Source organism: Enterobacter cloacae complex sp. 2022EL-00981, from assembly GCF_028737495.1.
Classification (GTDB): domain Bacteria; phylum Pseudomonadota; class Gammaproteobacteria; order Enterobacterales; family Enterobacteriaceae; genus Enterobacter; species Enterobacter cloacae.
This window is the reverse complement of sequence record NZ_JAQZRK010000005.1, coordinates 160268-180868: the sequence shown is the minus strand read 5'-3', so window position 1 is coordinate 180868 and position 20601 is coordinate 160268. Positions and strand designations below refer to the sequence as shown.

Genomic DNA, 20601 nt, shown 5'->3' with positions numbered 1-20601 from the left:
TGCCGGTCTCCTTGTCCTGGCCGATTTACGCTATGCTGAAGCCTGCCTGCAGCATGACAAGGAGCCTTCATGAAAATTTCCCGCCTCGGTGAAGCCCCGGACTACCGCTTCTCGCTGGCCAATGAACGTACATATCTGGCGTGGATCCGTACCGCGCTGGGCTTTCTGGCCGCCGGCGTCGGTCTTGATCAGCTCGCGCCCGATTTCGCCACGCCGTTGATTCGTGAAGTGCTGGCGCTGCTGCTGTGCCTGTTTGCGGGCGTACTGGCGATTTACGGCTATCTGCGCTGGCTGCGTAACGAAAAGGCGATGCGCCTGAAGCAGGATCTGCCCTATACGCGTGGGTTACTGATCATCAGTGCGATTTTGCTGACAGTGGCGGGCGTGGTGATGGTGCTGGTGGTGTATGGCGGATAGTCGCAAAGCGCGACGCGAAGCGGACCCCGGCCTGCAGCCGGAGCGGACGTCGCTGGCGTGGCTGCGCACGCTGCTGGGGTATGGCGCGCTGATTGCCCTGGCGATTAAGCACAACTGGCACCGCACGGGGCTACCTTTCTGGATCTCACTGGTTGTACTGGCGCTGGTGGCCATCATTTTATGGCGCTATACCCGCAGCCGTAACGTGATGGACGTGGCGCAGGACGATTTTGTGCAGCCGAAGGCGGTGCGGGATAAGTTCCTCATCGCCCTGGCCGTGCTGTCGCTATCACTGCTGTTTGCGGTAACCCACATTCAACAAATTGTGCACCTGTCGGCCGGGTAAGGCGCAGCCGCCACCCGGCATAATTACTTCCCTTTCGCCAGATACTTCGCCATCTCGTCTTCCGGCACCATGCCGCCGCCGGTCGCCCACACCAGATGGGTGACGTTGGCATCAGCCTGAACACGCAGCGGCCCGGCCATGCCCGCCAGCGCCGATGGCTCCAGACGAATCCCTTCATCCTGCGCCAGCCAGCCGAGCATGTCGTACATGCTTTGATCGGAAAGGGTATAGAACCCGTCGAGCAGACGTTCCATCGCGCGGCCGACGAAGCCCGACGCGCGTCCGACCGCCAGCCCGTCCGCTGCCGTCACGTTGTCGATACCCAGATCCTGCACGGCAATCTCATCGTGCAGGCCGGTATAAACCCCCAGCAGCATGCACGGGGAGTACGTGGGCTCGGCAAAGAAGCAGTGAACGTTGTCGCCAAACGCCAGCTTCAGACCAAACGCCACACCGCCAGGCCCCCCGCCAACGCCGCACGGCAGATAGACATACAGCGGGTGCTCTGCATCCACCACACGGCCCTGTTCGGCAAACTGCGCCTTCAGGCGCTCGCCGGCAACGGCATAGCCCAGGAACAGGGTGCGGGAGTTTTCATCGTCGATAAAGAAGCAGTTCGGGTCGTTTTCCGCCGCTTTTCGCCCTTGTTCCACCGCCACGCCATAATCCTGCTCATATTCCACGACGGTAACGCCATGGCTGCGCAGTTTGGCTTTCTTCCACTCGCGGGCGTCGGCGGACATATGTACCGTCACCTTAAAGCCGATGCGTGCGCTCATGATGCCGATGGACATTCCCAGGTTGCCGGTTGAACCCACCGCAATGCTGTACTGGCTAAAGAAGTCTTTAAAGCGCGGTTCCAGCAGGATGCTGTAGTCATCTTCGGTGCTCAGCAGTCCTGCTTCCAGCGCCAGTTTTTCCGCGTGGGTCAGCACCTCGTAGATGCCGCCGCGCGCTTTAATCGAGCCGGAGATGGGCAGATGACTGTCTTTTTTCAGCAGCAGCGTTCCGGGAAGAGCCTTGCCAGATTCTCTCTCCAGCCGTTTTTTCATGGCCGGAATAGCAACCAGCTCAGATTCGATAATCCCGCCCGTTGCCGCGGTTTCCGGGAAGGCTTTCGCCAGATACGGCGCGAAGCGGTTGAGGCGCGCATGCGCGTCGTCCACGTCGGCTTTGGTCAGCCCGACATAGGGCAACCCTTCTGCAAGCGAAGTGGTTCGCGGGTTAAGCCACGTGGTCTCTTTCAGAGCCATCAGATCCTCAACCAGAGGAAACTGTGCGGTTAAAGCAGTGATAGTTGCGTTTTCCATAATACGTCTCGTCGCGCTCAGATAATGAAAGAAAGCAGGAATGTGCCGCCAAGTGCAAGCACCGAGGCGATAAACGTCGCCGTCGTATAGTATTTGAAGGTCTCATTCAGGGTCGCGCCGCAGTATTGCTTGACCAGCCAGAAGAGCGAATCGGTCACGATCGTGCAGCCAATAGCGCCGGAACCGATGGCAATGGTGATGATCTCCGGGCTTACATTCGGGTATAGCGGCAGCATCGGCGCAAGGAACGGGTGAAACTTCAGTTTTACGATGGTTAAAACAATCAACACAATGCTGACAAGCAGCGTTACCACAACCCAGACCGGCGATCCCATATCTCACCTCACCCTTATGTCATCTGTGGGTATTGGACGAAAAAACGGCGTGAGCTGACAAACGATAAAAATTGCCGTTCAGGTGAGCCAGATTGGATCAACTGAGTGACTGAACTCAAAAAAGCGCACTTATTTCGCTGTTGGTTCACATAAATTCATGCCTGGGCGGTATGCTGGGCGCAGAAATAACGTGTGAGAATTGTGATGACCGATGCGAATGAAGTCAGAAACCGGCTGCTAAATGGCTGGCAACTGTCAAAAATGTACACTTTTGAAGTGGCTGCCCGGCATGAATCCTTCGCGCTGGCGGCGGCGGAACTGTCGCTCAGCCCCAGCGCGGTGAGCCACCGCATCAACCTGCTGGAAGAGGAGCTGGGCATTCAGCTGTTTGTCCGCTCGCACCGTAAAGTTGAACTGACGCAGGAGGGAAAGCGCGTTTACTGGACCCTAAAATCATCCCTCGACACCCTGAATCAGGAGATCCTGGATATTAAAAACCAGGCGCTGTCCGGTACGCTGACGGTGTATTCCCGGCCGTCAATCGCCCAGTGCTGGCTTGTCCCCATGCTGGGGGATTTTACCCGCCGTTATCCGTCGATATCTCTCACCATTCTCACCGGCAATGAGTACGTCAATATGCAGCGAACCGGCATCGATCTGGCCATCTATTTCGACGATACGCCGCCAAACCACCTTTCTCATCACTTCTTGATGGACGAGGAGATTTTGCCCGTCTGCTCGCCCGCGTATGCCCGCGAGCATGCGCTGTTGAAAAACCCCGATAACCTCAGCCACTGCACGTTACTGCACGACCGTCAGGCCTGGAGCAATGATTCCGGTACGGATGAGTGGCTCAGCTGGGCGCAGCATTTTGCGATGAATATGCCGTCATCATCGGGTATTGGCTTCGATCGTTCCGATTTAGCGATAGTTGCAGCCATGAATCATGTGGGCGTGGCGATGGGGAGAAAGCGGTTGGTGCAAAAGCACCTTGAGCGGGGCGAGCTTATCGCCCCGTTTGGCAACAAGACCCTCAAATGCCATCAGCACTATTACATCTCAACGCTTCCCGGCCGTCAGTGGCCGAAAATTGACGCCTTTATTGGCTGGCTAAGAGAACTGGCAGGCTGAAGAATTATTACGCTTTGACGCTACACCAAAGGCGAGAAAGCGTGCTAAATACAGGTAATCCTTTTGATTTATCCAGGGTAAAACGTGTTAAAGCCTCTTATTGCGACCGCGTTGCTTCTCTCTTCCGGCTGGGCGATAGCCGCCGAGCCGCCGCTGACGGCTGCGCTTTATGCACAAAAGCTGGGCGTGGGTATGGACGTGGACTGGGCGCGCACCGAGCGCGGCATACGCGAATTCGACCCGCTGGTGGTACGCGACTTTCGCGCGAAAGGCATCAGCCATGTGCGTATTCGCGTGGCCGATGAGCCGACCGAAGCACGGCTGATCCACCTGCGTAAGCTGGTGGAAGCCTGCGAGCAGTACGGCGTGATCCCGATTATCGCGTATCAGGCGGACAGCTATAAAAACGATCCGAAAGCCGATAACGAAAAAGAGGTTACCGACTGGTGGATTGCCGTGGCGCACTATTTCGGCAAACGTTCGCCGCTGCTGGGCTTTGACCTGATTTATGAGCCTGCGGACAAGCTCAACCACAACGCAGCCTCGCTCAACCGGGTGTATGAGAAAACCATCAAGGTCATTCACAGCATTGATGCGGATCGGATGATCTTCATCGCTCCCCGCCTGCGTGCGGCCCCCGAAGATCTCCCCAGCCTCAAGCTGCCTGCGCACAGCCAAAACTTCCTGCTGGCGGAGTGGCATATCTTTCCGTGGGGGCCGCTGAAAAATAACGGCAAATACCCGTGGACCTCCGGTACGGCGGCGGAGAAAGCGGCGATTCACAATCGCATCGCGACGGCGCTGCGCTGGCAACAAAAAACCGGACACGTCAGCTGGGTCGGGGGCTGGGGCGTGGGGGAGTCAAACCGCTTTACACCCACCGCGTCGCAAATGGCCTTTGCCATGTTTATGGCCTGCGAGCTGCAAAAGGCGAAAATACCCTACGCGATTAACGCCGATTTCCAGTTTTATGACGGAGAGGAGGGGGCCTGGCGGCCAGCGCCAGAGCCGCTGCTGGAGGCGATGATTGCCCCGGCGTGTGAAAAGCCCGGCGAGAAGCCGGGCCATCATGCGGTTAAACAGGCTGCTCGTGGTGGGGAACACGCGACGCCAGCGGCAGCCAGCACAGCAAAATCAGTAGCCCCATCAGCGTCATCAGTAAACCCAAACTAGCCTGCCCGGTTTGCGGCATCATGGCGGAGAGCCAGGCCAGCGCGCCGGAACCGATGTTTTGCAAACCGCCCACCAGTGCACCCGCCGTACCTGCGAGGAACGGGAACGGCTCCATGGCGCCGCTGGTGGCAAGCGGGAACAGCATCCCCGCGCCGAAGAAGAACAGCGCCGCCGGGATCAGCAGCGTCCAGACGGTCATTACGCCAAACAGACCCGGGATCCACATCATCAGGCCAGCCAGCAGGCAGCTGATAACAGACTGCCACATCAGCGTTGAGAAGCGTTTGTTCTGACGTCCGGCGAACCAGGCTCCAAAGAACGCCGCCGGGATCGGCAGGATAAACAGAATACTCACCACCATGCTGCTCAGGCCAAGCCCCGCTCCCAGCAGTACGCCGGAGCAGGCTTCGAACACCGCAATGCCCGCCAGACCGCCGATCAGCATCAGCAGGTAACAAGTAAAAGCCCCGTTGCCGAACAGCGTTTTGTAACTGGCGAGAAGCTTCGTGCGCGGTGCGTCCTGGGGACGGGTTTCCGGCATCCAGCGCGCCATACTGAAGGTGACAATCACGCACAGCACCAGCAGGAAGGCATAGCAGGCGCGCCATGACCACATTGTGTCCAGCAGGCCGCCAATCAGTGGTGCCAGCAGCGGGCTGACCAGAATACCCATATTCAACAGGCTGTTGGCATGGCGGAGTTGCGTGCCCTGATACATATCGCGCGGTAAGGTACGCGCCATCACCCCACCGACGCCCGTGCCTACACCCTGCAGCGCGCTGGCGGCAATCAGTACGGTCAGGCTATGGGTGGTAATAGCAATAACCGTCGCGACCATGAAAATGCACATGCCGGTAAGAATGACCGGACGGCGGCCAATGCGGTCGGACAATGGTCCGTAGAACAGCTGCGAAACGCCATAGGTCAGCAGGTAGGCGGCCATCACGCTTTGTACCGCGCCCTCGCGGACGTTGAGTTCCTTTGCCATGTCGGCAATCGCCGGAATGTAGATGGTTTGCGCCATCTGACCGACGGCCACCAGTAACACCAGCATCAACAATAAGTTAACGTTCCTTTGTTTTTTCATGTCGCTGAATACTTTTGCCAAAAGAGAAAAATGAAGAATAAGTGACTACGCATTCCCATAAATGCGCGAGGAATCTACCACAATGAGATGACAAATTAAGCATTGTCATGATGAATGAAAAAAAGGATTAAGGCAGGTTTTGTAAACAAGAACGGCAACTAATGTTGCCAGTGAATTACGCCAGACGCAGCAGGATCGCACCGGCTGCAATACCCAACGCGGCAGCGATGCGCAGACCGGCAACCTTTTCTTTTAAAAGCACAAATGCGATCAGCGCACCGAAGAGTATGGAGGTTTCACGCAGCGCAGCGACAACCGCCAGCGGAGCCTGCGTCATCGCCCATAAGGCCAGGCCATACGAGCCCATGGTTCCAACCCCGCCGAGCAACCCCTTTTTCCAGTGCAAACGCAGGTAGCTGGAAGCTTCGCGGCGTCGCGCCACCACTGCCCAGCACAGCAGGCAGAAGCCGTTCATAAAGAAGGTCCACAGCGTATAGCCCAGCGCGGTATCCGATAAACGTACGCCCGTTCCGTCCACCAGCGTATAGCCGGCGATAAAGCAGGCGTTCAGCAGTGCCAGCCAGATCCCTTTGCGGGACTGCAATCGGCCATTTATCGCCATCGCGAGGATCGACAGGCAGATCACCCCGATGCCCGCCCAGGCGAGCCAGGCGAGGCTATCCCCGAGCACCAGCACGCTGATCAGCGCCACCAGCAGTGGGGCTGTTCCGCGCATCAGCGGATAGGTCTGGCTCATGTCTGAGACCTGATACGTCTTCGCCACCAGTACCGTGTACACCACCTGCAGCGCGCAGGAGACCACTAAAAATGGCCAGCAGGCTACGGAGGGTTGAGGAGAAAATGGCAATAAAACCAGTGCAATGAGCGTGGCGGAGCCGCTAACGCTGATCGCCGAGTAAAGCTTATCCGTTCCGGCTTTGACGATGGCGTTCCAGCTGGCATGCAGCAGTGCGGCGAACAGCAAAATACAGAAAACGGAGAGGGTCATGGCGTCTTTGGCGGTGAATTGTCACTCAACTGTAACATTCACCACCTGATGTCGCCAGCCAGCTACACCGCGCAAAAGAGACGATGGGTAACCCGTGGCTCGTCTGACACCAGCCTGAAGCCTGCCCGACGGTAGAAGCCGCAGGCCGTATCGGGGGCATGGGTATTGAGGAAATCAAACCAGATGCTGGCATCGGCCATCACCACCGTTAACAGCTGTTTACCAATGCCCAGACCGCGGCACTTCTCGCTGACATAAAGATGGCGAATACGTCCTGCACGCGGCTGCTGGCTGAACGGATCGCGGTTAAGGCCGCAGACGCCCACCAGCTTGCCGTTTAAAAAGGCACCCAGCAGCTTTTCACCCGGCGCGTTAAAGCGGTTTTCACCACGCTGCCAGTTCTCTTCCAGCCTGCGCAGCATATTGAAATTCGCCGCGATGCTTTCGGCTTTCAGCGCGATATACCCGGGCTCTTCCGGCGTGATGGGTTCAATTAACAGACGCGACATAGCATTCCCTCGTTATTAAAGAGGGGCGGTTGCCCGCCCCTCTCAGGTGCGACTTGAACCTGAATCACCGAAGGTATTTCAGGACAGCATCAAGCAGTTGCAGAACAGCAACAATGAGTTTGAGGATAAGTATCACCATATCCACTACGCTCATACGCGTCTCCTTTTGGTAAAAAGGAGCACGATGCTGGCGTACCTTTCCGCCGCCTGTTGCCAGCACCTCGATTGACGTAACACAGTGTGCTCACTTCAGAGGGTTAAGGCACTGACGGCACCACCCGTTTCAGCCAGGACTTCGTTGCGCCGGTAGAACTGCGGCCCCCTCGCTCACTGCGAACATCCTCAGTATAGATAAATACTGTATGCATGAACAGTATTTTGTGGACAAAATTCGAAACCCATTCCATACTCAAAAACGTCAAAATCCGTGCCGGAATTGCGCGTTCGTCTTCGATCGCATATACTTCGTGCGTTGACGTAACACAGTGTGTTCTGCGGCAACCAACCGCAAAACCCTGAAAAAACCTCGCTCCGGCGGGGTTTTTTGTTTTCTGCTTTCTGTACCGAACGGGATGCTTGTTGACTTATTGGCAACGACTGCTATTGTTGCCATAATGGCAACGGACGCGGCAGGCATGCAGTATGCATTTAATCTCGATGAAGGCAATTTTGGATGCGGTTATCCAGTTTCCGCAGCACAGGGAAGAACTCCTCGTTTTGGGACGCACTCTTGAAAAGAGTCATTGCCCAACACCTGCTGCGTTGAAAAAACTATTTCCGACGCTGGATAACTTCAAGTATCTGGATAAGCATTATGTTATTGATATTGCGAACAAAAATCTTAGGGTAGTGGCTCTCATATTCTTTGAAAGCCAAAAGTTTTATGTGCGCCATGTTTTTACTCATAAGGAATATGACCGTTTTACGGAAAAACATCTCACTAAGGGGAAGAAATGATGATCGTCGCTGATGCAATGAAAGCTACGCATGCCCTTGTTGAGGCCGTTCCTCTATTGGGAGAGCAGCCGAGCGAGAAAGATTATAACGATGCACTGGAGTTGGTTGAGTATCTGCTTATTAACGAACCTAATAGCCCATTGCTGGATATCGTGTGCGCCAGAATCAGCCGTTACGAAGCCAATCGGCCAGAGATCGTCGCGTTACGCAAGGAGATGGAACTCGTGCCTGTCGGTATCGCGGTTTTAAGAACCTTGATGGATCAGTATAAACTGACAATATCTGATTTTCAGGATGAAATTGGTAGTAAATCAATGGTTTCAAGGGTTCTGAATGGTCAGCGACAGCTTACTCTGAACCATATTAAAAAGCTGGCGTCCAGATTTGGTGTTTCACCAGCACTATTTATTGAATAAGGCAAAACGGCTTTTTTGCTTTCATCACCCAACAAACGAAATGTGATCCCTGACGCATTTTTGCGCAGATGAAAATATTTCCATTGTCACGCCCGAAAACCTGTGTTTGTATAAATTCAATCAATGATTCCAAACACAGGTCCCCCATGACTGCATCCATGAACACCGCGACCCTACTAAAAACTGCGCAACCAGCCGCAGTGGTCGTCGTGCGTGTGGTGGTGGTCGTCGGCAATGCGCCGTAGGGACTGGATCAACACACGAATCCAAAACCCCGCCGGCGCAAACCGGGCGGGGTTTTTCGTTTAGGACCCCTCCCGGATACGCTAAGTAGTTCGGGTTGCAGCCAACGCATCTGCAACCTGAAATACGACGCGTAAAGCTGGCTCAGAAGAAAAGGACTGGAGCATGGCAAGTTCGGGCACAACATCCACCAAGACGCGTTTTACGGGCGCGCAGCTGATTGTTCATTTACTGGAACGACAGGGCATTACCACGGTTGCGGGTATTCCGGGCGGTACGGTGCTGCCGCTGTATGACGCGTTAAGCCAAAGCACGCAGATCCGCCACGTGCTGGCGCGTCACGAGCAGGGAGCGGGTTTTATCGCTCAGGGCATGGCACGTACGCAGGGTAAACCGGCAGTCTGTATGGCCTGTAGCGGTCCGGGGGCGACCAACCTGGTGACCGCCATCGCCGACGCGCGTCTCGACTCCATTCCGCTGATTTGCATCACCGGCCAGGTGCCGTCCTCAATGATCGGTACCGATGCGTTCCAGGAAGTGGATACCTACGGCATCTCTATCCCCATCACCAAACATAACTATTTAGTTCGCGATATTGCCGAGCTTCCTCAGGTTATCAGCGATGCGTTCCGCATTGCACAGTCCGGTCGTCCAGGCCCGGTGTGGATAGACATTCCTAAGGATGTCCAGACCGCAGAAATTGAGATCGACGTCCTGCCGGAGCCAGGCGAGCGGGCACCCGCGCCAGAATTCAGCGCTGAGAGCGTGCGCGATGCCGCGGCCATGATCAACGCCGCTAAACGTCCGGTGCTCTATCTGGGCGGCGGGGCAATCAATGCCGCAGATGAAATCCGTCAGTTCGCTGAAAAAGCCAACCTGCCTACCACCATGACCCTGATGGCGCTCGGCATGCTGCCCAAAGCACACCCGCTGTCATTAGGAATGCTGGGCATGCACGGCGCACGCAGCACCAACTACATCCTGCAAGAGGCGGATTTGCTGATTGTGATGGGCGCGCGTTTTGATGACCGGGCGATTGGTAAAACCGAGCAGTTCTGCCCGAACGCAAAAATCATTCACGTGGATATCGACCGCGCTGAGCTGGGTAAAATCAAACAACCGCACGTGGCGATTCAGGGAGACGTGGCCGACGTGCTGGCACAGCTGATCCCGCAAACGGACGCAACTGACCGCGCCGACTGGCGTCAGATGGTGGCGGATCTGCAACGCGAGTTCCCGGGCGCGATCCCAACCGAAGGCGACCCGCTGAGCCACTACGGGCTGATTAACGCCGTGGCCGCCTGCGTGGACGACAGCGCGATTATTACCACCGACGTTGGGCAGCACCAGATGTGGACCGCCCAGGCCTATCCGCTGAACCGTCCGCGTCAGTGGCTGACCTCCGGTGGCCTGGGAACCATGGGCTTTGGTCTGCCTGCGGCAGTTGGTGCGGCGCTGGCGAACCCGGACCGCAAGGTGATCTGCTTCTCCGGTGACGGCAGCCTGATGATGAACATTCAGGAGATGGCCACCGCGGCTGAAAATCAGTTAGACGTGAAAATCATCCTGATGAACAACGAGGCGCTGGGGCTGGTACACCAGCAGCAGAGCCTGTTCTACAAGCAGGGGGTGTTTGCGGCGACCTATCCGGGGATGATTAACTTCATGCAAATTGCCGCCGGTTTTGGCCTGTATACCTGCGATCTGAACGCAGAAGAGGACGCCCACGCGGCGCTGCAGGCGGCGATCTCTCATCCGGGCCCGGCGCTGATCCACGTCCGTATCGACCCTGAACAAAAAGTGTATCCGATGGTGCCGCCGGGTGCGGCAAATACTGAGATGGTGGGGGAATAAGCCATGCAGAAACAACATGAAAACGTCATTCTGGAACTCACCGTCCGCAACCACCCTGGCGTCATGACCCACGTCTGCGGGCTGTTTGCCCGCCGGGCGTTTAACGTGGAAGGCATTCTTTGTCTGCCGATTCAGGGCAGCGAGCACAGCCGCATCTGGCTACTGGTCAACGATGACCAGCGTCTGGAGCAGATGATGGCCCAGATCGACAAGCTGGAAGACGTCACCAGAGTGGCGCGCAACCAGTCCGACCCCACCATGTTTAACAAAATTGCGGTGTTCTTCGAATAGATCGCTTAAGGTAAGCGTCTTTCGCTCTTGTAGGCCGGATAAGCGCAGCGCCATCCGGCGTTTTCAGACCGCAGGAACAGACATGACCACCATCGCTCTCATCGACGACCATCTTATCGTTCGCTCCGGCTTTGCCCAGCTTCTCAACCTCGAACCGGATTTTCAGGTGGTGGCCGAGTTCGGTTCCGGGCGCGAGGCGCTGGCGGGCCTGCCGGGGCGTGGGGTACAGGTCTGTATCTGCGATATCTCCATGCCGGATCTCTCCGGACTGGAGTTGCTGAGCCAGTTACCGAAAGGGATGGCGATTATCATGCTCTCGGTTCACGACAGCCCGGCGCTGGTGGAGCAGGCGCTCAACGCCGGCGCGCGTGGGTTCCTGTCAAAACGCTGCAGCCCGGATGAGCTTATAGCCGCGGTGCGCACCGTCGCGACGGGCGGCTGCTACCTGACGCCGGACATCGCCCTCAAGCTGGCAGCCGGACGTCAGGATCCGCTTACCCGGCGTGAGCGTCAGGTGGCAGAAAAACTCGCTCAGGGGATGGCGGTGAAAGAGATTGCCGCCGAACTGGGTTTGTCGCCCAAAACCGTGCACGTTCACCGCGCCAACCTGATGGAAAAACTCAACGTCAGTAATGACGTCGAGCTGGCGCGCCGCATGTTCGATAGCTGGCAATGAGCCCCGTCTTTTCGCGGCTGATCGCCGTTGTTGCCAGCTTTTTTATCTTCTCTGCCGCCTGGTTCTGTCTGTGGAGCATCAGCCTGCACCTGGTGGAGCGCCCGGCGCTGGCGGTGCTGCTGTTTCCCTTTGGCCTGCGTCTGGGGCTGATGTTGCAATGCCCGCGCGGCTACTGGCCGGTTTTGTTGGGCGCAGAGTGGCTGATGCTGATCTGGTTGTCGCAGGAGGTCGCCCTCGCGCATCTGCCCTTATTGATGACCGGAAGCCTGCTCACGCTCCTCCCGGTTGCGTTGATTTCCCGCTATCGTCACCAGCGCGACTGGCGCACGCTGCTGCGCCAGGGGGCGGCGCTGATTGCTGCCGCGCTGCTGCAATCCCTGCCGTGGGTAGGCGAAAAGGAGATGCTTAACGCCCTGCTGCTGACCCTGACCGGCGGCCTGACGCTGGCACCCACCTGTCTGGTTTTCTGGCACTATCTCACCAGCACTGTCTGGCAGCCGCTCGGACCATCGCTGGTCTCCCAGCCGGTTAACTGGCGCGCCCGACATCTCATCTGGTATCTGCTGCTGTTTGTGGTGAGCCTGTGGCTGCAGCTTGGCCTGCCTGCTGAGCTTTCCCGTTTTACCCCGTTTTGTCTGGCGCTGCCGATCATTGCTCTCGCCTGGCATTACGGCTGGCAGGGGGCGCTGATCGCCACACTGATGAACGCCATCGCGCTGATTGCCAGCCAGACCTGGCACGATCACCCGGTCGATTTACTGCTCTCTCTGCTGGCGCAGAGCCTGACCGGGCTGCTGCTCGGGGCAGGTATTCAGCGCCTGCGTGAGCTGAACCAGTCCCTGCAAACCGAACTGTCGCGCAATCGCCGCCTGGCAGAACGCCTGCTGGAGACCGAAGAGAGCGTGCGCCAGGAGGTGGCGCGCGAACTGCACGACGACATCGGCCAGACCATTACCGCCATTCGCACCCAGGCGGGCATTGTTCAGCGCATGGCGGCGGATAACGCCGGAGTGAAGCAGGGCGGGGCGCATATCGAACAGCTCTCTCTTGGCGTGTACGATTCGGTGCGTCGCCTGCTGGGCAGGCTCCGTCCGCGCCAGCTGGACGATCTCTCTCTGGAACAGGCGGTGCGCTCCCTGATGCGCGAGATGGAGCTGGAAAGCCGCGGAATTGTCAGCCATCTCGACTGGCGCATTGATGAATCATTGCTGAGTGAAGGCCAGCGCGTCACGCTGTTCCGCGTCTGTCAGGAAGGGCTGAACAATATCGTCAAACACGCCAACGCCAGCGCGGTGACGCTGCAGGGCTGGCAGCAGGATGAAAGCCTCAGGCTGGTGATTGAGGACGACGGCTGCGGCCTGCCGCCGGGCTCGGGGCAGCAGGGCTTTGGCCTGGCGGGCATGCGCGAGCGCGTGAAGGCGCTGGGCGGCACGCTGAATATCTCCTGCACCCACGGGACGCGCGTCAGCGTCAGCCTGCCGCTAAGGAGCCATCATGTTTAAAACCCCCGCAAACGCCGCGCCGATAGGCAACAAAGCGGAGATCGACGCCCGCTACCGCTACTGGCGTCGTCATATCCTGATCACTATCTGGCTCGGCTACGCGTTGTTCTACTTTACCCGCAAAAGTTTCAACGCCGCCGCGCCGGAAATCCTTGCCAGCGGCGTGATGACGCGCACCGATATCGGCCTGCTGGCGACGCTGTTCTACATCACCTACGGCCTGTCGAAGTTCTTTTCCGGCATCGTCAGCGACCGCTCCAACGCCCGCTACTTTATGGGTTTTGGACTAATCGCCACCGGCGTGGTGAACATTCTGTTTGGCTTTTCCACCTCGCTCTGGGCCTTTGCCCTGCTGTGGGCGCTGAACGCCTTTTTCCAGGGCTGGGGCGCGCCGGTCTGCGCCCGCCTGCTCACGGCGTGGTATTCGCGCAACGAGCGCGGCGGCTGGTGGGCTATCTGGAACACCGCGCATAACGTCGGTGGCGCGCTGATCCCGATGGTGGTCGGTGCCGCGGCGCTGCACTACGGCTGGCGCGCGGGGATGATGATTGCCGGTGGCCTGGCGATCCTGGCCGGGTTGTTCCTCTGCTGGCGGCTGCGCGACAGGCCACAAACCGTGGGGCTGCCCGCGGTGGGCGACTGGCGGCACGATGAAATGGAAGTGGCGCAACAGCTTGAGGGGGCGGGGCTGACGCGCAAAGAGATCCTCACCAAATACGTGCTGTTAAACCCGTATATCTGGCTGCTGTCGCTTTGCTACGTGCTGGTCTACGTGGTGCGTGCGGCCATCAACGACTGGGGTAACCTGTACATGTCCGAGACGCTGGGGGTGGATTTGGTGACCGCCAACTCGGCGGTGACGATGTTCGAGCTGGGCGGGTTTATCGGCGCGCTTGTGGCGGGCTGGGGCTCGGATAAGCTCTTCAACGGTAACCGTGGCCCAATGAACCTGATTTTCGCCGCCGGGATTTTGCTCTCCGTCGGTTCGCTATGGCTGATGCCGTTCGCCAGCTACGTGATGCAGGCGGCGTGCTTCTTTACCATCGGCTTCTTCGTGTTTGGCCCGCAGATGCTGATCGGCATGGCGGCGGCAGAATGCTCGCATAAAGAGGCGGCCGGTGCGGCGACGGGCTTCGTCGGGTTGTTCGCCTACCTGGGCGCGTCCCTCTCCGGCTGGCCGCTGGCGCGGGTGATCGACATCTGGCACTGGAGCGGTTTCTTTGCCGTGATCGCCATCGCGGCGGGGATATCGGCCCTGCTGCTGCTGCCGTTTTTGCATGCGCAGGCGCCGCGTGAAGCCAGTGTGATGTGATGCGCCTCACCTTTTCACTCCGAGTGGCGCAAAACTAAGAAATTTTCCCGGTTTTACCTGGACGCTGTCTCAGGCATCTCTCCTGGCTGATTTTTACAATGCCTGCCATTCGCAGGTAAAAATCAGCTCAGGAGCAAACCATGCTGGCCTTCCTTAATCAGGTGCGCAAGCCGACCCTGGATCTGCCGCTCGACGTGCGGCGCAAAATGTGGTTCAAACCGTTCATGCAGTCCTATCTGGTGGTCTTTATCGGCTATCTGACCATGTACCTGATCCGCAAAAACTTTAACATCGCGCAGAACGACATGATCTCCACCTACGGGCTGAGCATGACGCAGCTGGGGATGATTGGCCTGGGCTTCTCCATCACCTACGGCGTGGGCAAAACCGTTGTCTCGTACTATGCAGACGGCAAAAACACCAAGCAATTCCTGCCGTTTATGCTGATCCTCTCCGCCATCTGTATGCTCGGCTTCAGCGCCAGCATGGGCGCGGGCTCCGTCAGCCTGTTCCTGATGATCGCTTTCTACGCCCTGAGCGGTTTCTTCCAGAGTACCGGTGGGTCGTGCAGCTACTCCACCATCACCAAATGGACCCCGCGCCGTAAGCGTGGTTCATACCTTGGCATGTGGAACATCTCCCACAACCTCGGCGGGGCGGGTGCGGCAGGGGTGGCGCTGTTCGGTGCTAACTACCTGTTTGACGGTCACGTCATCGGCATGTTTATCTTTCCGTCGATTATCGCCCTGATTGTCGGCTTTATCGGTCTGCGTTTCGGCAGTGACTCTCCGGAATCTTACGGCCTCGGTAAAGCCGAAGAGTTGTTCGGCGAGGCGATCAGCGAAGAGGACAAAGAGACCGAAGAGAACGAGATGACAAAATGGCAGATCTTTGTTGAGTACGTGCTGAAAAACAAAGTGATCTGGCTGCTCTGCTTCTCCAACATTTTCCTGTACGTGGTGCGCATCGGTATTGACCAGTGGTCGACCGTGTATGCCTTCCAGGAGCTGAAGCTCTCAAAAGAAGTCGCGATTCAGGGCTTCACCCTGTTTGAAGTGGGTGCGCTGGTCGGTACGCTGCTGTGGGGCTGGCTCTCTGACCTCGCCAACGGTCGTCGTGCGCTGGTGGCCTGCGTCGCGCTGGCGCTGATTATCGCTACCCTGGGCGTCTACCAGCACGCCAGCAACCAGTACGTTTACCTGGCGTCTCTGTTTGCGCTCGGCTTTCTGGTGTTTGGTCCGCAGCTGTTGATCGGCGTAGCGGCGGTAGGTTTTGTACCGAAAAAAGCGATCGGCGCCGCCGATGGGATTAAAGGCACCTTCGCCTACCTGATCGGCGACAGCTTCGCCAAGCTGGGTCTGGGGATGATTGCCGACGGCACGCCGATTTTCGGCCTCACCGGCTGGGCAGGCACCTTTGCGGCGCTGGATGCTGCCGCCATCGGCTGTATCGTCCTGATGGCAATGGTTGCTGTGCTCGAAGAACGTAAAATTCGCCGTGAAAATCGTGTGCAGAAATTAAAAGCAGCCTGAGTGTGCAGGTGACTTCTTTGCCCGGTGTGTGATGCCGGGCTTTTTTGTTTTAAATTCCAGTTTTTACCCCGCTTTACACACTCGCCCCTCTCCTTGCTCTACAGTTTTTTTTGCTGCCGCCTTTCGCGCAGCCTTATTCCTTTTGCTATGGGAGAGCTTGCATGTTGACCCGACGATTATCCTGCCTGGCGCTGTTGATGGCGCTGGCAACCCCCGCAATGGCTACGGATGCGCCCACCTACGGTGAGAAGCTGGAAGGTTTCGACTACGGCTGGCCGGTAAAACACTTTACGTTTACCTCCCAGGAACAGTCTCTGGATATGGCTTATCTGGACGTGAAGCCGGAAAAACCCAACGGCCGCACCGTGGTGCTGATGCACGGCAAAAACTTCTGCGCCGGTACCTGGGACGGCACTATCCGTGCGCTCTCAGCCAGCGGTTATCGGGTGATCGCTCCCGACCAGATTGGCTTTTGTAAATCCACCAAACCGGAGCACTATCAGTACACCTTTCAGCAGCTGGCGGATAACACCCACGCCTTGCTGAAAACGCTCGGCGTCGATCGCGTGACGGTTATCGGCCACTCGACCGGCGGCATGCTGGCGACCCGCTACGCGCTGATGTGGCCGCAGCAGGTGGAGCAGCTGGTGATGGTCAACCCAATTGGTCTGGAAGACTGGAAAGCGCGCGGTGTGCCGCATATTACGGTCGATCAGTGGTACCAGCGCGAGCTGAAGGTCAGCGCCGACGGCATTCGTCAGTACGAGAAAAATACTTACTACGCCGGAGAGTGGAAGCCGGAGTACGAGCGTTGGGTCACCATGCTTGCCGGGCTTAACAACGGGCCGGGAAAAGAACGTGTGGCCTGGAACTCGGCGCTGCTCTACGACATGATTTACACCCAGCCGGTGATCTACGAATTTAGTGAACTGAAGATGCCGGTATTATTGATGATCGGCACGAAGGACAACACCGCCATCGGGAAAGATCTCGCCCCGCCTGAGATCCGCAAAACGCTCGGCAACTATGCGGTGCTGGGGAAGGAGACGGCGAAACGCATCCCGCACGCGACGCTGGTCGAGTTCAACGACATGGGGCACGCGCCGCAGATGCAGGATCCTGCACGCTTCCACGAGGCACTGCTGAAAGGGCTTCAGGCGCGCTGACAGGTTTCCAGCAACAACCCGCGCAGCCACATCTGCGCGGGATTACGGTGTGTTCTTGCGTGCCAGGCCATGCACTTGGTGAAACCCGGCACCGGAACCGGTGTGTCGCAGACAAACATTCCCGTCTGGTTTTCCGCTATCCGTGACGGTACCACGGCGATCATATCGCTTATCGCCAGTACATCCGGCAGTACCAGGAAGTTGCTCACCGATAACCCCACGTGCCGCGTCCGGCCCATTTTTTCCAGCGCGCCATCCGTCACGCCGCGAAAACTATCACCTTCATAAGAGACCAGCACGTGTTCAAGGGCGCAAAAGCGCGCCAGAGAGAGCGGTTTGCCCGCGTCAGGGTGGTCGGCACGCATCATGCAAACGTACCGTTCATCATAAAGCGCCCGGCTGTGCAGGCCGTCTGGCGTGGTATGGGGCGTGATCAGCGCCACGTCAACGTTCCCGCGTTCAAGCTGGTTCATCATGCGCTCGGAATCGACAGGTATAACCCGCACGCGTATTGCCGGTGCCCGCACCTTCAGTGCCGCGATAAACGGCACCGCGATCGCGCGGAGCGCGTAATCGGTGGCAGCAAGCGTGAAGGTGAGGGTGGCCTGTCGTGGGTCAAACGCCACCGGCTGCAGCAGGAGGTCGATATCTGCCAGGATGCGCTTCACCGGCGCGGCCAGCTCTTCCGCACGCGTCGTGGGTACGATGCCGTGGGGCGCTCGGATAAACAGCGGGTCGTCGAAGTAATCCCGCAGGCGGTTCAACATGCCGCTGACCGCCGGCTGGGTCAGGGCCAGACGCGCCGCCGCGCGGGTGACGCTGCGTTCATCCAGCAGGGCGTCGAGCGTTTTCAGCAGGTTAAGATCCAGCGTGCGCAGATCCGTTTTCATGACGACATTCTACCTTTTTTCAGTTCACTATTATGGCCGTGCCCGCTGTCGATACCCTGCGTTTCCCGCTATGATGAGCGGCTATTCAAAGGAGAACGCATGGTCTGGATAATGCTGGCAACGCTTGCCGTGGTGTTTGTGGTTGGGTTTCGTGTACTGACCTCGGATTCCCGCCGCGCCATCAAACGCTTGAGCGAACGTCTGGGTATCACCCCGATGCCGGTCGAGTCGATGATCGACCAGTTCGGTAAAACGCCCGGCAATGAGTTTATCCGCTATCTTGAACGCCCGGACGAGGCGCATCTGCAAAACGCTGCCCAGGTGCTGCTCATCTGGCAGGTCTGTATCGTCGACGGTAGCGAAGAGAATCTCCACACCTGGCACCGCATGCTGCGTAAAGCCCGTCTGGCCGCGCCGATCACCGATGCGCAAATCCGCCTCGCCCTCGGCTTTATGCGCGAGATGGAGCCGGATCCGCAGGAGCTGAACGCTTTCCAGCTGCGTTACAACCAGCTTTTTCTGCCGGAAGAGGGAGTGTTTTACCTGCACTGATATCACGAACCGTGATGATGAGTATAAGGCATCATCATTAGATTTATACCACTCACGGGCGCACCATCACCTCATCCACTCACGATGAGGTGAACCATGAAACAATCCGCCATTATCTGGCCAGACGATTACCTGCCAGGCACTACCGATAACTTTGCATCCAACGAAATCATTGTCGCCGGATTGAGCGCGAAAGCGATCTGGGCGCAGCTCAACGACACTACCCTGTGGCCGAACTACTACAGCAACGCCGAAGATATTCGTTTTCACGACGGCAGCGGTCCGGAACTGAGCGCCAACGCCCGCTTCCGCTTCACGACCTTTGGCTTTCCGGTTGAGGCGCAGGTGACGGAGTATGTTCCGCCGGTCGATGGCGAGGCGGCGCGTATCGCCTGGCACGGCTGGGTGGAAGGGGAGGAGAGCGCGCGTCTGGATGCCTACCACGCCTGGCTGTTTGAAGACTTACCGGGTAACCGCGTCCGTATTTTGACTCAGGAGTCGCAGAAAGGCGTTCCGGCACAGGAATTAGCACGTACCCTACCGAACCCGATGATCAACGCGCACCAGGAGTGGATCGTCGGGCTGGCGAAGGCGGCGATGCAAGAAAAGTTGTCGAAACGTTAAATCCGTCACACTTTTGATGATAAACTGCGCGACTTTCCCGCACGTTTTTATCTCAGGTGACACCATGACAGAACATATCCAGCCCACGACCAGACCGCAGACCAAAGAGGTTTCTCGCCCCAACTGGTCGGCGGTTTTTTCCGTGGCGTTCTGCGTCGCCTGTCTGATTACCGTGGAGTTTTTACCGGTCAGCCTGCTGACGCCGATGGCGCAGGATCTGGGCATTTCCGAGGGCGTAGCAGGGCAGTCCGTTACCGTGACCGCGTTTGTGGCGATGTTTGCCAGCCTGTTTATCACGCAGGTTATTGGCGCGATTGATCGCCGCAAAGTGGTCATTCTCTTCAGCGTGCTCCTGACGCTCTCCTGTCTGCTGGTCTCTTTCGCGGAGAGCTTCACTCTGCTGCTGCTCGGCCGTGCCTGTCTGGGTCTGGGGTTGGGCGGTTTCTGGGCAATGTCCGCCTCGCTCACCATGCGTCTGGTGCCGGCACGCACCGTGCCGAAAGCCCTCTCCGTTATCTTTGGCGCGGTCTCCATCGCGCTGGTGATTGCCGCGCCGCTGGGAAGTTTCCTTGGCGGAATCATCGGCTGGCGTAACGTCTTTAACGCCGCAGCGGTGATGGGTTTTCTCTGCATTCTGTGGGTGTGGAAAGCGCTGCCGTCCCTGCCGGGAGAAGCGGCGCACCACAAACAGAACATGTTCAGTCTGCTTAAGCGCCCCGGCGTGCTGGCGGGGATGACCGCCATCTTCATGGCCTTTGCCGGGCAGTTTGCCTTCTTTACCTATATCCGCCCGGTCTTTATGACCATGGCGGGCTTTGACGTGGATGGCCTGACGCTGGTGCTGCTCAGCTTCGGTATCGCCAGCTTTGTCGGCACCTCGCTGTCGTCTCAGTTCCTGAAGCGTTCCCTGAAAGTGGCGCTTGCTGGTGCCCCGCTGGTACTGGCTGTCAGTGCCGTCGTGCTGATCCTGTGGGGCAGCGACAAATGGGTTGCCTCGGCGATTGCGATTATCTGGGGCTTTGCCTTTGCGCTGGTGCCGGTGGGCTGGTCGACGTGGATCACCCGCTCGCTTGCCGATCAGGCTGAAAAAGCCGGGTCGATTCAGGTGGCGGTGATCCAGCTGGCGAACACCTGCGGCGCGGCGGTGGGCGGCGTGGCGCTCGACCACCTGGGGCTGACGTCGCCGCTGGTCATCTCCGGCACGCTGATGTTGCTGACCGCGCTGCTGGTGGCAGGGAAAGTGAAGGCGAAGTAATGCTTTTATCCCTC

The 20601-nt window shown here is 58.0% G+C and carries 23 protein-coding genes and 1 pseudogene; 17 read left to right on the top strand and 7 right to left on the bottom strand.

From position 1 onward, the window contains the following. Positions 1-69 precede the first annotated feature (69 nt). Positions 70-417, top strand: coding sequence for a YidH family protein (locus tag PUZ33_RS07275; RefSeq protein WP_013094795.1), 348 nt, complete (start codon positions 70-72; stop codon positions 415-417). Beyond that, positions 407-763, top strand: a complete 357-nt coding sequence (locus tag PUZ33_RS07270; RefSeq protein ID WP_058681565.1) for a DUF202 domain-containing protein — start codon at positions 407-409, stop codon at positions 761-763. Before PUZ33_RS07275 ends, PUZ33_RS07270 begins: the two co-directional genes overlap by 11 nt. Positions 764-786: 23 nt before the next feature. Here the strand turns inward: PUZ33_RS07270 and dsdA are convergent, their stop codons facing one another. Together dsdA and PUZ33_RS07260 are read right to left on the bottom strand one after the other, a co-directional pair. Continuing rightward, entirely contained in the window at positions 787-2073 is a 1287-nt protein-coding gene (gene dsdA, locus PUZ33_RS07265; RefSeq protein ID WP_058681566.1) for a D-serine ammonia-lyase, read from the bottom strand. 17 nt (positions 2074-2090) lie between these two features. Continuing rightward, positions 2091-2318: pseudogene (locus PUZ33_RS07260) on the bottom strand (GntT/GntP/DsdX family permease); the annotation flags it as partial. A 294-nt stretch (positions 2319-2612) separates the two neighbouring features. Here PUZ33_RS07260 and dsdC point away from each other — a divergent pair. Next, positions 2613-3539 carry a DNA-binding transcriptional regulator DsdC gene (gene dsdC, locus PUZ33_RS07255; protein ID WP_058681567.1) on the top strand — a complete coding sequence of 309 codons (927 nt, stop codon included), beginning with the start codon at positions 2613-2615 and terminating at the stop codon, positions 3537-3539. 84 nt (positions 3540-3623) lie between these two features. Then, positions 3624-4712: a cellulase family glycosylhydrolase gene (locus PUZ33_RS07250; protein WP_058681568.1), complete on the top strand. Its 1089-nt coding sequence runs from the start codon at positions 3624-3626 to the stop codon at positions 4710-4712. On the opposite strand, the gene emrD is transcribed toward PUZ33_RS07250, so the two are convergent. From emrD to tisB, 4 genes are all read right to left on the bottom strand, one after another. Beyond that, positions 4615-5799 carry a multidrug efflux MFS transporter EmrD gene (gene emrD / locus PUZ33_RS07245; protein ID WP_023620624.1) on the bottom strand — a complete coding sequence of 395 codons (1185 nt, stop codon included), beginning with the start codon at positions 5797-5799 and terminating at the stop codon, positions 4615-4617. The genes PUZ33_RS07250 and emrD overlap by 98 nt on opposite strands. Before the next feature lie 175 nt (positions 5800-5974). Next, positions 5975-6808, bottom strand: a complete 834-nt coding sequence (locus PUZ33_RS07240; RefSeq protein WP_058681569.1) for an EamA family transporter — start codon at positions 6806-6808, stop codon at positions 5975-5977. A gap of 62 nt (positions 6809-6870) precedes the next feature. Beyond that, complete coding sequence (locus PUZ33_RS07235) at positions 6871-7317, bottom strand: GNAT family N-acetyltransferase (protein ID WP_013094803.1); 447 nt, start codon at positions 7315-7317, stop codon at positions 6871-6873. A 64-nt stretch (positions 7318-7381) separates the two neighbouring features. Further along, the gene (gene tisB, locus PUZ33_RS07230; RefSeq protein ID WP_020684667.1) at positions 7382-7471 is read right to left on the bottom strand and encodes a type I toxin-antitoxin system toxin TisB; all 90 of its coding nucleotides are present in this window, start codon (positions 7469-7471) and stop codon (positions 7382-7384) included. A 488-nt stretch (positions 7472-7959) separates the two neighbouring features. Here tisB and PUZ33_RS07225 point away from each other — a divergent pair, with 488 nt between their 5' ends. The 10 genes from PUZ33_RS07225 (at position 7960) to PUZ33_RS07180 (ending at position 17266) form a co-directional block, all read left to right on the top strand. Next, positions 7960-8274, top strand: a complete 315-nt coding sequence (locus PUZ33_RS07225) for a type II toxin-antitoxin system HigB family toxin (protein ID WP_058681570.1) — start codon at positions 7960-7962, stop codon at positions 8272-8274. Beyond that, positions 8274-8690: a helix-turn-helix domain-containing protein gene (locus PUZ33_RS07220; RefSeq protein ID WP_058681645.1), complete on the top strand. Its 417-nt coding sequence runs from the start codon at positions 8274-8276 to the stop codon at positions 8688-8690. The genes PUZ33_RS07225 and PUZ33_RS07220 overlap by 1 nt, the downstream gene beginning before the upstream one ends. Before the next feature lie 146 nt (positions 8691-8836). Further along, positions 8837-8935 carry an ilvB operon leader peptide IvbL gene (gene ivbL / locus PUZ33_RS07215; RefSeq protein ID WP_071830013.1) on the top strand — a complete coding sequence of 33 codons (99 nt, stop codon included), beginning with the start codon at positions 8837-8839 and terminating at the stop codon, positions 8933-8935. Between the two features lie 163 nt (positions 8936-9098). Beyond that, positions 9099-10787, top strand: a complete 1689-nt coding sequence (gene ilvB, locus PUZ33_RS07210) for an acetolactate synthase large subunit (RefSeq protein ID WP_058681571.1) — start codon at positions 9099-9101, stop codon at positions 10785-10787. A gap of 3 nt (positions 10788-10790) precedes the next feature. Beyond that, on the top strand, positions 10791-11078 hold the full coding sequence (gene ilvN / locus PUZ33_RS07205; protein WP_001171659.1) for an acetolactate synthase small subunit: 288 nt from the start codon (positions 10791-10793) through the stop codon (positions 11076-11078). Between the two features lie 82 nt (positions 11079-11160). Next, positions 11161-11754, top strand: coding sequence for a transcriptional regulator UhpA (gene uhpA, locus PUZ33_RS07200; protein WP_014830056.1), 594 nt, complete (start codon positions 11161-11163; stop codon positions 11752-11754). Beyond that, positions 11751-13256, top strand: coding sequence for a signal transduction histidine-protein kinase/phosphatase UhpB (gene uhpB / locus PUZ33_RS07195; protein ID WP_058681572.1), 1506 nt, complete (start codon positions 11751-11753; stop codon positions 13254-13256). Before uhpA ends, uhpB begins: the two co-directional genes overlap by 4 nt. Further along, positions 13249-14568 (top strand): MFS transporter, encoded by a 1320-nt coding sequence (locus PUZ33_RS07190; protein ID WP_013094811.1) that lies wholly within the window; start codon positions 13249-13251, stop codon positions 14566-14568. Before uhpB ends, PUZ33_RS07190 begins: the two co-directional genes overlap by 8 nt. A gap of 140 nt (positions 14569-14708) precedes the next feature. Then, on the top strand, positions 14709-16100 hold the full coding sequence (gene uhpT / locus PUZ33_RS07185) for a hexose-6-phosphate:phosphate antiporter (protein WP_013094812.1): 1392 nt from the start codon (positions 14709-14711) through the stop codon (positions 16098-16100). Positions 16101-16261: 161 nt separating this feature from the next. Next, on the top strand, positions 16262-17266 hold the full coding sequence (locus PUZ33_RS07180) for an alpha/beta fold hydrolase (RefSeq protein ID WP_038418263.1): 1005 nt from the start codon (positions 16262-16264) through the stop codon (positions 17264-17266). Here PUZ33_RS07180 and PUZ33_RS07175 read toward each other — a convergent pair. Then, the gene (locus tag PUZ33_RS07175; protein ID WP_058681573.1) at positions 17254-18156 is read right to left on the bottom strand and encodes a LysR family transcriptional regulator; all 903 of its coding nucleotides are present in this window, start codon (positions 18154-18156) and stop codon (positions 17254-17256) included. The two genes, PUZ33_RS07180 and PUZ33_RS07175, sit on opposite strands and share 13 nt — an antisense overlap. Before the next feature lie 99 nt (positions 18157-18255). On the opposite strand from PUZ33_RS07175, the gene PUZ33_RS07170 reads away from it, so the two are divergent. The 3 genes from PUZ33_RS07170 to nepI all read left to right on the top strand — a co-directional run bounded on the left by PUZ33_RS07170 (position 18256) and on the right by nepI (position 20587). Then, complete coding sequence (locus tag PUZ33_RS07170) at positions 18256-18708, top strand: DUF1198 domain-containing protein (RefSeq protein WP_014830062.1); 453 nt, start codon at positions 18256-18258, stop codon at positions 18706-18708. A gap of 96 nt (positions 18709-18804) precedes the next feature. After that, entirely contained in the window at positions 18805-19332 is a 528-nt protein-coding gene (locus PUZ33_RS07165; protein ID WP_058681575.1) for an SRPBCC domain-containing protein, read from the top strand. 64 nt (positions 19333-19396) lie between these two features. Further along, entirely contained in the window at positions 19397-20587 is a 1191-nt protein-coding gene (gene nepI / locus PUZ33_RS07160) for a purine ribonucleoside efflux pump NepI (RefSeq protein ID WP_013094817.1), read from the top strand. Positions 20588-20601 lie beyond the last annotated feature (14 nt).

Coding starts and splice junctions, on each gene's coding strand:
- ivbL (WP_071830013.1), top strand. CDS start 8,837: ATGACTGCATCCATGAACACCGCGACCCTACTAAAAACTGCGCAACCA.
- PUZ33_RS07180 (WP_038418263.1), top strand. CDS start 16,262: ATGTTGACCCGACGATTATCCTGCCTGGCGCTGTTGATGGCGCTGGCA.
- nepI (WP_013094817.1), top strand. CDS start 19,397: ATGACAGAACATATCCAGCCCACGACCAGACCGCAGACCAAAGAGGTT.
- PUZ33_RS07275 (WP_013094795.1), top strand. CDS start 70: ATGAAAATTTCCCGCCTCGGTGAAGCCCCGGACTACCGCTTCTCGCTG.
- dsdA (WP_058681566.1), bottom strand. CDS start 2,073: ATGGAAAACGCAACTATCACTGCTTTAACCGCACAGTTTCCTCTGGTT.
- ilvN (WP_001171659.1), top strand. CDS start 10,791: ATGCAGAAACAACATGAAAACGTCATTCTGGAACTCACCGTCCGCAAC.
- uhpB (WP_058681572.1), top strand. CDS start 11,751: ATGAGCCCCGTCTTTTCGCGGCTGATCGCCGTTGTTGCCAGCTTTTTT.
- tisB (WP_020684667.1), bottom strand. CDS start 7,471: ATGAGCGTAGTGGATATGGTGATACTTATCCTCAAACTCATTGTTGCT.
- ilvB (WP_058681571.1), top strand. CDS start 9,099: ATGGCAAGTTCGGGCACAACATCCACCAAGACGCGTTTTACGGGCGCG.
- dsdC (WP_058681567.1), top strand. CDS start 2,613: ATGACCGATGCGAATGAAGTCAGAAACCGGCTGCTAAATGGCTGGCAA.
- PUZ33_RS07190 (WP_013094811.1), top strand. CDS start 13,249: ATGTTTAAAACCCCCGCAAACGCCGCGCCGATAGGCAACAAAGCGGAG.
- PUZ33_RS07225 (WP_058681570.1), top strand. CDS start 7,960: ATGCATTTAATCTCGATGAAGGCAATTTTGGATGCGGTTATCCAGTTT.
- PUZ33_RS07240 (WP_058681569.1), bottom strand. CDS start 6,808: ATGACCCTCTCCGTTTTCTGTATTTTGCTGTTCGCCGCACTGCTGCAT.
- PUZ33_RS07165 (WP_058681575.1), top strand. CDS start 18,805: ATGAAACAATCCGCCATTATCTGGCCAGACGATTACCTGCCAGGCACT.
- PUZ33_RS07170 (WP_014830062.1), top strand. CDS start 18,256: ATGGTCTGGATAATGCTGGCAACGCTTGCCGTGGTGTTTGTGGTTGGG.
- PUZ33_RS07235 (WP_013094803.1), bottom strand. CDS start 7,317: ATGTCGCGTCTGTTAATTGAACCCATCACGCCGGAAGAGCCCGGGTAT.
- emrD (WP_023620624.1), bottom strand. CDS start 5,799: ATGAAAAAACAAAGGAACGTTAACTTATTGTTGATGCTGGTGTTACTG.
- PUZ33_RS07175 (WP_058681573.1), bottom strand. CDS start 18,156: ATGAAAACGGATCTGCGCACGCTGGATCTTAACCTGCTGAAAACGCTC.
- uhpA (WP_014830056.1), top strand. CDS start 11,161: ATGACCACCATCGCTCTCATCGACGACCATCTTATCGTTCGCTCCGGC.
- PUZ33_RS07270 (WP_058681565.1), top strand. CDS start 407: ATGGCGGATAGTCGCAAAGCGCGACGCGAAGCGGACCCCGGCCTGCAG.
- uhpT (WP_013094812.1), top strand. CDS start 14,709: ATGCTGGCCTTCCTTAATCAGGTGCGCAAGCCGACCCTGGATCTGCCG.
- PUZ33_RS07220 (WP_058681645.1), top strand. CDS start 8,274: ATGATCGTCGCTGATGCAATGAAAGCTACGCATGCCCTTGTTGAGGCC.